This window comes from Paraburkholderia terrae (genome assembly GCF_002902925.1).
GTDB lineage: Bacteria > Pseudomonadota > Gammaproteobacteria > Burkholderiales > Burkholderiaceae > Paraburkholderia > Paraburkholderia terrae.
Map to the genome: position 1 here is coordinate 2231736 of NZ_CP026113.1, position 14273 is coordinate 2246008.

Genomic DNA, 14273 nt, shown 5'->3' on the forward strand with positions numbered 1-14273 from the left:
GTCGCTCAGCTCAATGCGTGCTTTCGGGTTGCCATTTGATGAGGCAGCGCTCGAGTGCCGCGATGACCAGAAAAAATGCGCCTGCCAAGATGGCGCTCATGATGATTGCCGTGTACAGCAGCGCGGAATCGAAGTTATAGGTCGCCTGGATAATCATCGCGCCGATGCCCTGTGTCGCTCCGATCCATTCGCCGACCACCGCGCCGATCACCGACATCGACGCAGCGATGCGCAGCGCGGAGAACAGATACGGCAGTGAGGAGAAAACCCGAAGCTTGAAGAAAATCTCGCGCTTGCTGGCCGAGAGAATCTGCATCAACTCCATGGCCTGCGGATTGACGGCATTGAGTCCGCGCACCATGTTCACCAGCGTCGGAAAGAAGCAGACGATGGCAGCGATCGTGATTTTCGGTTCGAGGCCGTTGCCCATGATCAGCACGAGAATGGGCGCCTTGGCGACGACAGGAATCGAATTGATCATCACGGCGACCGGGTAGAAGATGTCGCGCAATGTCTTGTTGTGGACAAAGACAGTTGCCAGCAGGATCGCCGCGAGGTTCCCCAGCAGAAAGCCGAGCGATGCCTCGATGGCTGTCGGCAGCAGGTTCTGAATCAGCACGTCGCGCTTGCTGACGAAGGTCTCCAGCACGAGCATCGGCGACGGCGCAATGAACGGCTTGACATGAAAGCCCGCAACCACCGCCCACCAGGTGAAGAGAAGACCCGCAACACCGATTGCCGGCAACATGCGCGCGCGCCACATTTGCTGGCGCCGGCGTGCGGCCCACGCCAGCGCTTCGTCGTCGACGGTGGGCGAAGACATATTCAGGTGCATTTCAGACGTAGCCATCAGCAGGTCTCCAGTACACGTCGCAGATACGCGGCGAGTTCGACGAATTCACGGGTCTCGCGGATATCGAGCGTGCGGTTTTCAGGCAGGTTGACGGGCACGATCTCCTTCACCCGGCCGGGGTTGGCAGCCAGCATCAATACGCGCTGACCGAGAAACGCCGCTTCGTAGATGCTGTGCGTGACGAACAGCGTCGTGAGTCCCATCTCTTTCCAGACCCGGCGCAGTTCTTCATTGAGGCGGTCACGCGTGATTTCGTCGAGCGCGCCGAAGGGCTCATCCATCAACAGCACCTTCGGATCGCTGACCAGTGCGCGGGCGATGGCGACCCGCTGGCGCATGCCGCCCGACATCTCATGGGGATAAGCGTCCTCGCGCCCCTTGAGTCCGACCAGTTCCAGCAGTTCGCGGGGTGTGGCGCGGCCAGCGCGATTCTTTCCGTTCGCCACTTGCAGCGGCAGCTGCACGTTCTGCAGTGCCGTGCGCCAGGGCAGGAGCGCCGCGTCCTGAAACACGAAACCGATATCGCGTCGTTCCCGCGCGACATTGGGTGGCGAGCCGAGTACGCTGATCTCGCCCCGGCTTGGCTTGACCAGATCGGCGACGACCCGCAGGAACGTCGACTTGCCACAACCGGAGGGCCCCAGAAGCGTCAGGAATTCACCTGACGCAACGTCCAGACTGAGGCCTTCGATCGCAGTGACGCTGCGCCGGTCGGTGAAAAAGCGGACATTGATATTCCGGCAGCTGATTGACAAGGCGCCGGCGTTCGGCGCCGCAATGGGCGAGTTTGCCCGCTCCGCGCGCGGCGGATTGAAGATGGCAGCTTGCATGGGTTACACCAGAAGTCGTGAGGAACGGGTAGCGTTGAGCACGTCCATCGTCATGACGTCCTCTACCTTGGGTTGATGCGCCCTGAACTGGCCGAGCTGTCCGTATGTCGAGATCTGTTCTTCCCAGACCTTCGGATCCATCGCTCCCCAGCCTTGCGTCTGCGTTGTCTGGTTGAAGGCGTAGCTCATCAACGAATCGATCGCGATGCGCTCATCCGCATGATTCAGATTCGGGTATTCCTTGATGAGCAAATCGACGGCCTGATCGCGATGCGTGTTCGCATAGATCCATCCGCGTGCCGTTGCACGCATGAAGCGGCTGACCGTATCGGGATGATCCTTCAGCGTCGCCGTCGTCGTGTAGTACGGTAGTGCATAGAGGCGCACGCCCGTGTCCCACAGCCGCAGATCGACGCGATCCGCGCCAAGCGGCTTGAGCGCGGTGGTATTGGTTTGCCAGCCGGTGACGGCATCTACCTGCCCGCTCAGAAGCGGCATCATGTCGGCGCCGATCGGCACGATGTTGACCTGGCTTTCGGGAATCTTGTTCTTGGTCAGTAACGCCTTGAGCAATACCATTCCCGTCGCCTGAATGCCGATGCGCTTGCCGATCATGTCGTGCGGCGTGCGAATCGGGTTCTTCTTCAACGAGAAAAATGTGTACGGATGCTGCTGCAGTCCGGCGGCGATGCATTTGATCGGCAGCCCTTCCGAGACGGCCAGCATGATCGATGGGCTCGATGAGATTTCGCCCGTCTCGAAGCGCCCCGAGGCGACGATCGCAACGCCATCGATATTGGGGCCACCTGGTTGAATCTGGAAATCGATGCCTTCCTGCTGGTAAAAACCCAGTCTCTTCGCGACCACCTCACCAACCTGATTGCCGCCCGGGACCCATCCCAACTGCATATTGACGGTCGATTTCTCACCTGCTAGGGCGCGTACCGAAAGCAGTGCGCCTGTCGCCGCCATGCCGCCCGCCGCGAGCGTCATTCGCAGCAAACGCCTGCGCCCCGCATTCTCGACTACTGACATGTTTCACTCCTCCGATGGTCCTGGATTCAAGGGGGAACCGGTCTGTTGCTTTCCGAGTGCTGCCGGCTAAGTGCATTCTCAGCAGCCGAAAGTGTCCCCGCAAGCATCAATTTTGAAGACGAGTGATGCCGATTTTAGCTCACCCCATCGGAATGCACCGATATGGTGCAACCTCTCGACTGCGCACCTGACGCGCACGTTGCACGATCACCCGCTCTGAAAATTCGCTCACTGCGGGTCAAATTCAGTGCTAGCCGACGCGATTTTTGTTCCGCAAGAATCGGTCGCTAGTGAGGCAGGCAAGAGACGGCCTCGCTCATGCAGTCCGTGTCAGATCCATCATGCCGGTACGTCAAAGTCCGTCATGTAGACCATCCAATTCGTTTTCCTAAATTAATCGAGCTGTACTTCAAACAATCAGCCAGCACTCAAGGAAATCATGATTCGACGCGCTATCGTCATTGCGGCAACCGCTCTCGCCTGTCAGACGGCATTCGCCCAAAGCAGCGTAACGCTCTACGGTTTGATCTCAAGCGGAATCGTGTATGCGAAGAATCAGAAGGGAGCCGACAAACAGGGGCATTCGACCTGGCAGTTCGCAAGCGGACCGATGCAGACGCCGCGTTGGGGCATGAGAGGGGTCGAAGACCTTGGTGGGGGACTCAAGACCATATTTACGCTGGAAGGCGGTTACAGCATCGGCACTGGCGCCCTGTCGCAAGGCGGGCGGTTGTTCGGACGGCAAGCCTTCGTCGGCTTGTCATCGAACAGTCTGGGCACGGTCACGATCGGGCGCCAGTACGACGAGGCCGTCACGCTGTGCATTTTTTCGTCGGCCTGCCAGTTTGCCGCATATGGCGCGCATATCGGCGACAGCGACAACGTGTTCGATACTTTCCGCATCAACAATGCGGTGCAGTACAAGAGCGTCGAATATGGTGGATTCCAGTTCGAAGGGCTCTACGGTTTTTCGAACAAGGCTGGGGATTTCTCGGACAACAACGCCATCAGCGCAGCTGCTCAATATCACAGGGGACCGTTCTCCTTCGGAGTAGCCTACCTTCAGGTCAAAATGCCGAATGACCCCGCCAATCCCAATGGCGCGGTGGTCGGGGACTACGGCTTCACTTCACCTTTCATTACCAACCCTGCGACCAATGCAGGCGTGAGTAAGCAGCGAATGTTCGGCACAGGTGGCGCCTACGCGTTTGGAAATGCGAACCTGTCGCTGCTCTATACGAACGCGCGCTTCGAATATCTCGACGAATCCAGACTGACGCTGCAGAACTTCGAAATCTCATTGACCGATTATGTTCTTCCGGACCTGATGCTCGGGGCGGCATATGTCTTCACTACGGGACAATACCGTCCCCAGGAAACAAGTCCGAAATGGCATCAGGTCAACGCTGGCGCAATTTACTTCCTGAGCAAGCGGACGGATGTGTATCTGGTTGGCATTTATCAGAAAGCCGCAGGCGATGCAAAATTCGCCCAGATCTATACGCTTTCACCATCGACCACTAAATCACAAGTCTCGGCCGTGATAGGTCTACGGCATCGTTGGTAAAACGGAGGGTGCCTGCGATCAGCGGGTGTTGCTTCCAGCGCCCGGAGGGATACGCTGCGTCATCGCAAGTCGTTGGCGAGACGCTCGCGGATGCCGTTCGGCGCAGGTATGCAACAAAGCCTTCGCCCGTCGGCGCAACCTAGCGAACCACCGTGAGAGAGCGATCGGTGCGCAAGCCCCTCAGAAACGAAGCAATATCGAACCCATACGACTCGAGCAGCCGGTACAGCGTGACGCGCGAAATACCAAGATCGCGCGCCGCGTCCGCGACTCTGCCGCGATGACGCAGCAAGGCCCTTTCAACTGCCTGTTGCTCCGCGCGGCGCCGCACCTGGTCGAGCGACATCGTGCGCGCATCGACATAGTGCGCAAGGCCAAGGTCACTCGCCGTGATGACAGAGTTGTCGAACAGTACAACCGCACGCCACACGCGGTTTCTCAATTCGCGGACGTTGCCGGGCCAGTCGTGCGCACGCAGTGCCCGAATCGCGTCGTCGGAAAAGCCGCGAATCCGGCGGCGCGAATCCACGCGCAACTGATCAAGCAGATGCCGCGCCAAAAGCTCGACGTCGGCACCTCGTGCGCGCAGCGGCGGCTCTTCGATCTGGAGCACACTCAGCCTGTGATAAAGATCCTCGCGAAACCGTCCTTCGCGCGCCGCGCGCTCCAGATCGACGTTCGTTGCACAAACGATTCTCACGTCCACATCGATCGAGCACAGGCCTCCGAGTCGTTCGATGCTGTGCTCCTGCAGAAAACGCAGTAGCGTCACCTGGCTTTCCATCGGCAGATCGGCTATTTCGTCGAGAAATACCGTACCGCCATTCGCCGACTCAATGCGTCCCGTCTTCCGCTCATTCGCCCCCGTGAAGGCGCCACGCTCATAGCCGAAGAGTTCCGAAGTAACGAGATGTACAGGGATCGCGCCGCAGTTGATCGCGACAAAGGGCCCATGGTGTCGATCCGAGTGCCGGTGAATGGCGAATGCTGTCAGTTCCTTGCCTGTACCCGACTCGCCCTGGATAAGAACGGGTGCGTTGCACATCGCGACCTTGCGCATCGTGCGAAATAGCTGGAGCATCGCATCGCACGAGCCGATCATGTCGCCATCGACAACGGTCAACGATTCAGCCGTCGTGGTTCCGCCCAGTGAGCACATGCCGCGCGCGTGACCCACGGCATGTCCGAGTTCGACGGCCGTCGTCGGTAGCGTGATGTAGCTGATGCAGTGACTACGCACAACAGAACGGATGGTGGCGTCTTCCAGTTGCCCCTGCTGAAGCGCCGCGACCCAGCCTACGTCCCGCGTCGCCAGCACCTCCGTGAGCGGCTCCATGTCGCGCGGAAACTTCATCGACGCAATATCGAGCAATCCACCTGCGCCCGCAGCAAGCCGTGTCCGATGCTTCGTCCGCGCACTCATGTCGATCCGGTCGATCGCCCATCCCTTTGTCGGCAGCAGCGCATCCGGCAGCGCGCGGTTCACGCGGCAAACGTGATAGAGCTTCCTCGTCGCAGAGTCCATACGAAGCCTCTCTGTTTGATTCTGATTCGAAAGAAAAGCTGATCGCCCTGACAAGGAAGCGAAATTGCACCGTAATGGAAGTGTCGGCGAGTGCAGCTTAAGAACGCCTTAAGATCTGTTTTCTATTCAGAAGACGACGGCTCTTTTGCGTATCAATCATTCGCCATGTGTGCGGTACACCTCATAAGCCGCAGTGAACATCCAGGTAATGAGAATCAATGACACAACCTTGACGTTGGACCTGCAACGATGAAGATGCAAACAGGTGGATTTCAGTCGGCTTGATACTGATCGTCAATGCGATGAGCCGAAGGGACGGGGCGTGTAGTGCGTCAATCCGTCGTTCATCGGATCGAATGGCGCGCCTGCTGTACCCGGTCTCGCTGGCTTCGCAGGGGTATCGCTGTTGGAATAGGTGCGCTGCATCGTCGGCAAATAGAAGAACTGCCAGCCTGCGTAGGTCTGCTGCCCTTCGAAGTCTTCGAACTGCCGGGGAAAGTTGGCACGCTTGATCGGCGCATCCATCGAACTGCTGTGCAAGCCCGCCAACCGTCCCGCCTGATACATATAGACCCAATCGTTCTGCCCGGTGATGGGATCGGCATACGCGCGCCGCAGATGATGCAGCGGCTCGGGAACACGCGTGTCGTTGAGCAGTTCATCGACGGAAGCGGGCAGCGTGCGCCCGGCGCGGTAGTAGCGCAATATCGCGAGCCGGTACTGGTTGCCGACGAACAGCAGTTGCTGTTCGTTTTCGCGTTTGCGTTGCAGCGACCAGACATCGAGGGCGCCCATCAGCGCGACGGAGAGCAGCATCAACGCGATCAGCAACGTCAACATCACGAGACCGCGATCGCGCGCGACATGCCCGACATGCGCAGTCGCGTGGCGGCCACACGTTGCGCCGAACCTCATTTGCCCGCTCCCGCGTCACCCGAAGCCGTGCCCTGCGGGCTGCTGGCAGGCACGATGTCGTAGACACCCGGCTTCGTGTCATCCGGCGACGCGACGACCGCCCATTTGTCGTCACCGTTGACGGGATCGACGGGAATCGTGCGCAGATAGTGGCGCGTCACAAGTTCGTCGAGCGTATCAGGATACGCGGCGTTGTCACCGTAGTACTTGTCGATCGCATCGCGCATCACAGCGAGATTCTGCGCACGCACCTGCTCCTTGCCGCGATCGATGCTGTGCATGTAACTCGGCAGCGCGATGGTCAGCAACAGCCCGATGATCGCCATCACGACCACCAGTTCGATCAGCGTGAAGCCGGTATCGCGCCGGCGCGTATCGATGCGTTTCATGGTCGCGCTCACCACTGTCGATAGGGAATGCCATTGATACCGACGCGATCCGACTTCGACGTAACGTCGAATACGTCCTTGCCCACGTTGCCGCGTTCCGAAGCATCACTGCCGTCGGCATGCGCGGGCGGGTCGCCGAACGCGCGCAGGCTCCAGGTGTCTTCGGGCGGTGTATCGGCGTCGCCTGCGAAGAACGGGTCGCGCGGCACGCGGCGCAGGAACATCAGCAGGCCGCCCTTCGGGTCCTTCACGTTCTTCACGCCGTCCACCAGCACCGCTAGCGAAGGCGGATAGCCGGAAGCTTCCGCTTCCCGCTCGATAAGACCCGCGTCGCTCGCTTCCTTGTACGCGTCGAGGGCGGTACGAATCTCGCGCAATGCGCCGCTCAGTTGCTGTTCCTTTTCGCGCTGCACGATCAGTTGTGAAAAAGGCACGACAGCAAGCGCCAGAATGCCGACGAGCGCAAGCGTGATCACGAGTTCGACCAGCGTGAAGCCACGCAGCCTCGCACGGCGCGCGATGCGGCAACGGTCTGGACGCACAAGGCGAGACATCGTTCAGTACCCGCCGTTCTGGATCGGACGCAGCGGGTTGTCGCTCGGCATGTCGCCTGGTGGCATCACGAGATTCGACGGAGGCGCGCTCGGCGCTGACAGCGCGGGTGCGGGCGGAGGCGGAGGCGCCATCTGCGCACCGGGTGCTGCGGACGGGGTCTGTGGCGTGCTGCCGTTGCCACTCTCGCCGTTCGACTGCGCCTCGGCGGCGCCTTGATCGACAGGCGGCGTGACGCCGTTAGCGGGCGGCACGGGCGGCGCAGGCAAGGTCGAATAGCGGCCGCCATACGGTTGCTGCGGCGGCGCCGTGCGTGGCGCCGGAGGCAACTGCCCGAACGCGCTCGCGGGCGGCTGGGTTGTTGGCCGGCCCTGCGTGCTGCTGTGCGGCGTGGCGGCCGCACCGCCCGTCGTGCCGCCGCCCACGCTGCCGGGCGTACGGACGACGGGACGCGGCACGGCCGGTTCCAGTTCCGCGACGACCGGGTCGAGCCGCAACTGCTCCGAGTGTACGTTGACGTCCGTGCCCGACCAGACTTCCTGCGTGTCCGCGTCAGCGGCGATCTGCGGGCGCACGATATGCGGTGTGATCTGCAGCACGATCTCCGTCTTCACGTGGTCGCCGTTGTGATTGGAGAAGAGCCGACCGAGCACGGGCAACTGGCCGAGGCCCGGCACCTTGTCAGCCGTCGTTCTGTCCTGATCGGAAATCAGGCCACCGAGAATCTGCGTTTCGCCGTCGCGCAAACGCAGACTCGTCGACGCGTTGCGCGTGCCGATCTGATAAGCAAGTGTCGTCAGCCCTGCCTGCGAACTGTCACTCTGGATAACCTTGGTGATGTTGCTCACTTCCAGATTCAGCTTGATGCCGACATCGCCGTCCCGATAGACCTGCGGCTCGACTTCGAGCTTGATGCCGACGTCGAGGTACTGGACCATCTGCGTATAGGACGGCCCACTCGTGCTCGGCGTGCTCGAACTCGAAATCACGGGCACCTTGTCGCCGATCAGGATGCGCGCCTTCTCCTTGTTGCGCGCGCGAATGCGCGGACTGGCGAGCAGGTTGGCATCGGTGTCGCTCAGCTTGAAATTGGCCGTCGCGGACAGGCCGCTCACGTTGAGCGCATTGATAGGCAGATGGTGCAACTCGCCCCAGGTATTGGCCGTGGCGGGTGTCGACATGGTGAACGTGTTTGGCCATTCGATGCCAAGGTCGGTCATGCGATCGTGCGAGACTTCCAGCACCTGCACTTCCATCATCACCTCGGGCTCGGGAATGTCCTGCGCGGCGATCATTTCCTCGGCCACGCGGATCGTATCGGGCGTGCCGCGTATCGTGACGGTGTTCGACCGTTCGTCGACCACCACTTCCTTCAGCTTCAGCAGGCTCTTCAGCAAACCCTGAATCTGCTTCGCATCGACATTCGACAGCTGGAACGTGCGCACCTTCAGTTCCTGATACTCCAGTTCCTTCGCCGGCGTCGCCGGATAGATGAAGAGCGTATTCGCGTTCAGTTGCTTCTTGTCGAGCTGGCTCTGCATCAGGATCATGTCGACGGTGTCCTGCAGCGTCGCGTTCGTCACGAAGATGGTCGTCTTCAGGTCGGCGCGCACGTCACGATCGAAAATCACGTTCAGACCCGTCGTTTTCGACAGCGCTTCGAACACCATCCGCACATTGGCATCGCGAAACTGCAGCGTGACGGGCGTCCGCATGATGGACGACGCGGTGATCTTTTCCTCCTTCAGCGCGCGCTGCTGATTACGTTTGTCCTGGATATTCCTGAGCATCTGCTGCGCCATCGGATTGGTCGGGTTCTGCGCCAGCACCCGATGCACGCGCTCTTCCGCGAGCGCATACGAGCCGCGCTGCATCATGCGGTCCGCTTCCTGCAAACTCGTGAGGTCGCGCCGGTCACGGTCGAGCGCGGCGCCGATCTTGCGGCCGCGCTCGCTCGTCGGGTCGATCTGGTAGGCCTGGCCAAGCGCCTGGACTGCGAGGTCATACTGATAGCTCGCGCGGTACGCGTCCGCATCGTCGAGCAACGCATTCACGCGCGCGTCGCGATCATGCAGATAGTCGATCTGCAATTGCGCGTTGGTGGGATCGTTCTGGCGCGTAGCGGGCGGTGTCACGCAACCGCCCAACGCCAGCACGGCCAGTGCTATGCACGCGACCTGGCGCTTCGTCAGCGGCACGCGGGGCGAGCCATGCGTGAGGGGCGCGGAATGCGGTGGATAGCGCGTAGATGAGCCGCTGTCCCCGTTGCGGCTCCGATCGCGGCTGCATGCGGCTGTCATTTATGTTCCTTCGCTCATTTTCCTTCGCTTTGCATGGATATGACCTGCCTCTGGTTCAACGGCAGATACATCAGCACGATGTCGGCGTCGGAGATCGACTCGACGCGATACTGTCCATCGACCACTTCCCCCTGAGACACGATCACCAACTGATCGCCACTGCTCAGGAAGACACGTGGCTTGAGCGTCGAGCCGTCCAGTTTGCCGAGGTACACATACGGCACGGGCGGCGCGGTCGGTGGCGGCGGAGGCTCGGGCGCAGCCTGTACGGGTGGGGGCGGAGGCGGCAGCCACGACGACGCGGCAAACGGGTTGTTACGCGATTCGAGCGACATGGGCTTGCGCAGTGCCGCGAGCTTTTCGTTCGCGGTCTTTTCGCTCGCTGCCTGCGTTGCTTTGCCGGGCGATGTCGCGCGGTCGTGTTTTGCCGCAGCGCGAACCGAAGAAGCCGTCAACGCGGCGTCATGACGCGCGACACTCACAGCCGCCATCGCCGACGTTCCTTCCGGAGCGCGCCACGCCTTCACCGAAAGCGCGATCGTCGCGATCAGGCACATGCCCAGCAGCGAGCGGCGAACGAGAACGGAACTCATGGCCGCGCCGTCCCGTAGACGAGTTCGAACCGGACGCGCGCATCGAGCACGCTGCCGTCCACGGCGGGCCGTTCGACGTGAATCTCACGCAACGCCGCATTCGGCACGCTGTTGAGCACCGACGCAAGAAACCGGCGAATCGTCACGTACTGATCCTTGACGGGCAGCAGCATCTGATAGCGCACGTAACGTCCACCCGGATCGGCAACGATGACGTATTCCGCCGAGCCGACTGCCAGATTGCTGTCGCGGGCGTGCGCGAGTATCGCCGCGATATCGTCCGCGCTATGCGCGAAACGCGGAAACAGATCGGGCAAGCTCGCGAGCACAGCGGTATCCGCGTACGAGCCCGCGTCGCGGGCAACGTCTGCCGTCTTCGCGGCACGCGCAGGCCGAACCTCGTTCGACAGCGCGATCGTGTCCCTTTGCATGCGTATCGCGCTATCGGCCACGACGACAGCAGCACACAACAACGCGATGCCTGTGAGCCCCGCTATACCGAAGCGCCGCATCAATTCGAAACGCAAGGTCAGGCAGCGCTCGCGCAGAAGCTCGACGTTCATGAGCGGCTCCACACGGCGGTAACCTGAAACCGGACGGGCGTGCCCGGAACATTGGCTTCGATCTCGTGATCGTTGAGCACGGCCTCGCGCAACAGCTTGCTCGATTGCAGATAGCGCAGATACGCGATCATCGCGTCGAAGTTCTTCGCTTCTGCCGTAATGCGAATCTGGCTCTGCACCGGATTCTGATCGATGCCGATCAGCGCGACATCATGGTCCGGATAGTCCTCGACAATCGACAACAGGTCTTGCCACGGCACCGTCAGTTCACTCAGCACCGCAAGACTCTGCTTTTCCGCATGCATCGCTGCAGGCGTTGGTTGCGCCCTGACGAGATGCGCTTTGGCGAGCACACGATGACGCACCTCGTCCAGGCGTTCCTGCGCCTGCTCGTTGCCATCGAATGCCTGCCACAGCCGCACGCCGCTCGCAAGCAGCGCACAAATCGCGATGCACAGCACGATGAGTCCCGCTGGCGCGAGGTGCGACCGGCGGCGAGCGAAGTCGATGTCGAGCCGCTGGATCATTGCGCGTACTCCAGCAGATGGCGCGCGAAGCTCTCGCCGCCCTCGAGTTCATCACAGGCATTCGGCGGAGCCAGCGTCGTCACGCTCGCAAAGCGCGCTTGCAGCGCGGCGAGATCGATTGCATTGCCGGGGCCATAGAAGCCCAGCGCGCAATCCTCGCGTCTGAGCGTCGTGCGTTCCGCGCAGCGCTCGAACGCCTGTTCCGCGAGTAGCGTGACTTTTGCGGTATCGCATGCATCGCCCGCGAATAGACGCTGCGCGTCATAACACGCCCAGCAATCCGCTTCTATCAGCACCGCCTGGATCAACGCGTCGGCGGCGAACACGATCATCGCGTTGGCGCGAGGCATGCTGGGCAGCGTCCGGTTGAGCATTTCAGGCAGGCACAGTTTCAGCGCCAGCATGCGGGCGCCGGCCGACGCACTCGCCTCGCCCATCCCATCCACCAGCGCGCGCGGCAACGCGCTGGCAAACATTGCGCGTCCGCCACGCTGCACACACGCGCGCACAACGATGGTCTCACCATCGACACCATATGTATCGACGAAATGCGCACGCGCGATCTCGTCGACTTCTCGCGCGCGCAACGTGCGGAAGTCGCCACGCAGTATCGCGTGGTTGCCCCAGAAGTCGTCGAGCACGATATGGACGCCGCGCGTTCGGGAAGGCGCTTGCGGCACGACGCCATCCGGCGCGGGTTCGAGCGCTGCGCGAAGTGCGTCGAATACACCCGCTTGCGTGAACCATTGCGTTTCGGGCATCGGCACGCTGCGCGGCGCGGCGGGCGAAGCGGGCTTGCGCGCCGGCGGCCAGCGCGGCCGGCGCGACTCAACGGCGACCTCGCGTGTGCCGATGCCGATGTTGATGTCCGCGCCGGGCGAATCAATCGACCATGGTGACACGGTTGATCTCCTCGAGGGTCGTCTCGCCCTGCCGCACGAGCTTGATCGCCGCACTTCGCAGCGTCTTCATGCCCTGCCGGAATGCGGCCGCCTTGATCTGCGTAAGCGGTGCGCGTTCAGACAGCAGTTGCCGCAGTTCGTCGTCCATGCGCAACGCTTCCGCGACGGCGCGCCGTCCGCGATAGCCGCTACCGCGGCAGGCTGCGCAGCCCATGCCGCGCCGGAACAGATAGCCGCCCGCCGCATCCGGATCGATGCCCGATCGCGCGAGCGCATCGGCGTCGACGGTATCTTCCGCGACACAGTCCGGGCAGCACTGGCGCAAGAGCCGTTGCGCGATCACGCCGTTCAATGCCGACACGAAGCTGTACGGGTCGACGTCCATGTTCGTGAAGCGGCCGATCACGTCGAACACATTGTTCGCGTGTACGGTCGTGAAGACCTGGTGGCCCGTCAATGCCGCCTGCACCGCAATCTGCGCCGTCTCCGGATCGCGGATCTCACCGACCATGATCTTGTCTGGATCGTGGCGCAGGATCGAGCGAAGGCCGCGCGCGAATGTCAGCCCTTTTGCCTCGTTGACGGGAATCTGCAGAATGTCGCCCAGCTGGTACTCGACCGGGTCTTCGATGGTCACGATCTTTTCAAGTCCGTCGTTGATCTCCGTGAGGATCGCGTAGAGCGTCGTCGTCTTGCCGCTGCCCGTCGGCCCCGTGACGAGGAGCATGCCGTACGGCATCGCGGCGACCGTGCGCATGAAGCGCGTGTCTTCCTGCTGGAAACCGAGCGCTTCGAGCGTGAGTCCACCCGACGCCTGCGACAGCTGATAGCGATCCAGAATCCGCAGCACCGCGTCTTCGCCGAACTGGTTCGGCATGATCGACACGCGAAAATCAATCTCACGGCCCGCATAGACGGCCTTGAAGCGGCCATCCTGCGGCACGCGGCGCTCGGCGATGTCGAGTTCGGAAATGACTTTCACACGCGACAGCACCTGATCCGCGACGTCGCGCCCTTCGACGCGCCCCACCACCGTCAGCACGCCGTCGACACGGCATTTGATCATCAGCCCATGCGCGCGGCATTCGAGGTGGATGTCGCTCGCCATCATTTTCAGGGCGTCGTAGATCGTCGAATTCAGCAGGCGCACGACGGCGCTGTCGTCGTTGCTGATGCCCTGCAGCGTCAGCGCAAGCGACGCGGGATCAGCGGCATGCTGGGTGGTCTGGTCGAACGCTAGCGAGTCCATCGCGCGCACGTCCTTCTCGCGCACCGCGAGCCACGCGGTGATGTCGCCGATACTCGCGAGTGCCCAGCGATACGGCACGGCAGGCCGCGCGCGCATGCGTTGCTCGATACTGCCGCGCGTGCGCCGGTCGAGCGGATCGGCGATCACGAACAACAGGCCGCGTCCCGCCGCGGAATCTTCGGTATCGCGAAAGCAGATGCACAGGCGGGTCGTCGCCTCGACGAACGGTACGACATCGAAATCCGGTTGCAGCGCGTTCAGCGCATGCATCGTGATCGGCTGCATGTGACATTGCACAGCGAGTTGCGCGAGCACTTCGTCGGGGCTGACGGGCATTTGCGTAAGCAGATCTTCGAGCGCGCGCAGGCCAGAGCCATGGCGCTCGGCGAGGGTGCGCAGCGCGTCGCGCAGATCGACGCCGCCCGTTCCGCCGATGCCGTTCGCCATGCTCGCCGTGTCCATGACAACCTCGC

14 protein-coding genes are annotated in these 14273 nt (G+C 61.8%); 1 reads left to right on the forward strand and 13 read right to left on the reverse strand.

The window, feature by feature from the left end; genetic code table 11:
• Positions 1-10: 10 nt before the first annotated feature.
• From C2L65_RS39760 to C2L65_RS39770, 3 genes are read right to left on the reverse strand one after another with little or no spacing between them, the layout of a single operon-like run.
• Entirely contained in the window at positions 11-850 is an 840-nt protein-coding gene (locus tag C2L65_RS39760; protein WP_042305276.1) for an ABC transporter permease, read from the reverse strand.
• Positions 850-1683, reverse strand: coding sequence for an ABC transporter ATP-binding protein (locus C2L65_RS39765; RefSeq protein ID WP_042305277.1), 834 nt, complete (start codon positions 1681-1683; stop codon positions 850-852). Before C2L65_RS39765 ends, C2L65_RS39760 begins: the two co-directional genes overlap by 1 nt.
• 3 nt (positions 1684-1686) lie before the next feature.
• Positions 1687-2718 (reverse strand): ABC transporter substrate-binding protein, encoded by a 1032-nt coding sequence (locus C2L65_RS39770; RefSeq protein ID WP_042305278.1) that lies wholly within the window; start codon positions 2716-2718, stop codon positions 1687-1689.
• A 439-nt stretch (positions 2719-3157) separates the two neighbouring features.
• Between C2L65_RS39770 and C2L65_RS39775 the strand changes: the two genes are divergently transcribed.
• Positions 3158-4285: a porin gene (locus tag C2L65_RS39775; RefSeq protein ID WP_042305279.1), complete on the forward strand. Its 1128-nt coding sequence runs from the start codon at positions 3158-3160 to the stop codon at positions 4283-4285.
• Positions 4286-4424: 139 nt separating this feature from the next.
• On the opposite strand, the gene C2L65_RS39780 is transcribed toward C2L65_RS39775, so the two are convergent.
• The 10 genes from C2L65_RS39780 to C2L65_RS39825 form a co-directional block, all read right to left on the reverse strand.
• Entirely contained in the window at positions 4425-5810 is a 1386-nt protein-coding gene (locus tag C2L65_RS39780; RefSeq protein ID WP_042305280.1) for a sigma-54 dependent transcriptional regulator, read from the reverse strand.
• Positions 5811-6104: 294 nt separating this feature from the next.
• Positions 6105-6725 (reverse strand): hypothetical protein, encoded by a 621-nt coding sequence (locus C2L65_RS39785; protein ID WP_042305281.1) that lies wholly within the window; start codon positions 6723-6725, stop codon positions 6105-6107.
• Complete coding sequence (locus C2L65_RS39790; protein WP_042305365.1) at positions 6722-7114, reverse strand: type II secretion system protein; 393 nt, start codon at positions 7112-7114, stop codon at positions 6722-6724. The genes C2L65_RS39785 and C2L65_RS39790 overlap by 4 nt, the downstream gene beginning before the upstream one ends.
• A gap of 8 nt (positions 7115-7122) precedes the next feature.
• Positions 7123-7668, reverse strand: a complete 546-nt coding sequence (locus C2L65_RS39795) for a type II secretion system protein (protein WP_042305282.1) — start codon at positions 7666-7668, stop codon at positions 7123-7125.
• Between the two features lie 3 nt (positions 7669-7671).
• Positions 7672-9966 (reverse strand): secretin N-terminal domain-containing protein, encoded by a 2295-nt coding sequence (locus tag C2L65_RS39800; RefSeq protein ID WP_052426803.1) that lies wholly within the window; start codon positions 9964-9966, stop codon positions 7672-7674.
• 14 nt (positions 9967-9980) lie between these two features.
• Positions 9981-10559: a hypothetical protein gene (locus C2L65_RS39805; protein WP_042305283.1), complete on the reverse strand. Its 579-nt coding sequence runs from the start codon at positions 10557-10559 to the stop codon at positions 9981-9983.
• Positions 10556-11122, reverse strand: a complete 567-nt coding sequence (locus tag C2L65_RS39810; protein WP_042305284.1) for a hypothetical protein — start codon at positions 11120-11122, stop codon at positions 10556-10558. Before C2L65_RS39810 ends, C2L65_RS39805 begins: the two co-directional genes overlap by 4 nt.
• On the reverse strand, positions 11119-11649 hold the full coding sequence (locus C2L65_RS39815; RefSeq protein ID WP_042305285.1) for a membrane protein: 531 nt from the start codon (positions 11647-11649) through the stop codon (positions 11119-11121). Before C2L65_RS39815 ends, C2L65_RS39810 begins: the two co-directional genes overlap by 4 nt.
• Positions 11646-12551, reverse strand: a complete 906-nt coding sequence (locus C2L65_RS39820; protein ID WP_042305286.1) for a hypothetical protein — start codon at positions 12549-12551, stop codon at positions 11646-11648. Before C2L65_RS39820 ends, C2L65_RS39815 begins: the two co-directional genes overlap by 4 nt.
• Positions 12532-14262 carry a GspE/PulE family protein gene (locus C2L65_RS39825; RefSeq protein ID WP_042305287.1) on the reverse strand — a complete coding sequence of 577 codons (1731 nt, stop codon included), beginning with the start codon at positions 14260-14262 and terminating at the stop codon, positions 12532-12534. Before C2L65_RS39825 ends, C2L65_RS39820 begins: the two co-directional genes overlap by 20 nt.
• Between the last annotated feature and the right edge of the window lie 11 nt (positions 14263-14273).

Excerpts from the sequence above, each read along its gene's own strand:
- C2L65_RS39760 (WP_042305276.1), bottom strand. The coding sequence starts at position 850 with ATGGCTACGTCTGAAATGCACCTGAATATGTCTTCGCCCACCGTCGAC.
- C2L65_RS39765 (WP_042305277.1), bottom strand. The coding sequence starts at position 1,683 with ATGCAAGCTGCCATCTTCAATCCGCCGCGCGCGGAGCGGGCAAACTCG.
- C2L65_RS39770 (WP_042305278.1), bottom strand. The coding sequence starts at position 2,718 with ATGTCAGTAGTCGAGAATGCGGGGCGCAGGCGTTTGCTGCGAATGACG.
- C2L65_RS39775 (WP_042305279.1), top strand. The coding sequence starts at position 3,158 with ATGATTCGACGCGCTATCGTCATTGCGGCAACCGCTCTCGCCTGTCAG.
- C2L65_RS39780 (WP_042305280.1), bottom strand. The coding sequence starts at position 5,810 with ATGGACTCTGCGACGAGGAAGCTCTATCACGTTTGCCGCGTGAACCGC.
- C2L65_RS39785 (WP_042305281.1), bottom strand. The coding sequence starts at position 6,725 with ATGAGGTTCGGCGCAACGTGTGGCCGCCACGCGACTGCGCATGTCGGG.
- C2L65_RS39790 (WP_042305365.1), bottom strand. The coding sequence starts at position 7,114 with ATGAAACGCATCGATACGCGCCGGCGCGATACCGGCTTCACGCTGATC.
- C2L65_RS39795 (WP_042305282.1), bottom strand. The coding sequence starts at position 7,668 with ATGTCTCGCCTTGTGCGTCCAGACCGTTGCCGCATCGCGCGCCGTGCG.
- C2L65_RS39800 (WP_052426803.1), bottom strand. The coding sequence starts at position 9,966 with ATGACAGCCGCATGCAGCCGCGATCGGAGCCGCAACGGGGACAGCGGC.
- C2L65_RS39805 (WP_042305283.1), bottom strand. The coding sequence starts at position 10,559 with ATGAGTTCCGTTCTCGTTCGCCGCTCGCTGCTGGGCATGTGCCTGATC.
- C2L65_RS39810 (WP_042305284.1), bottom strand. The coding sequence starts at position 11,122 with ATGAACGTCGAGCTTCTGCGCGAGCGCTGCCTGACCTTGCGTTTCGAA.
- C2L65_RS39815 (WP_042305285.1), bottom strand. The coding sequence starts at position 11,649 with ATGATCCAGCGGCTCGACATCGACTTCGCTCGCCGCCGGTCGCACCTC.
- C2L65_RS39825 (WP_042305287.1), bottom strand. The coding sequence starts at position 14,262 with ATGGACACGGCGAGCATGGCGAACGGCATCGGCGGAACGGGCGGCGTC.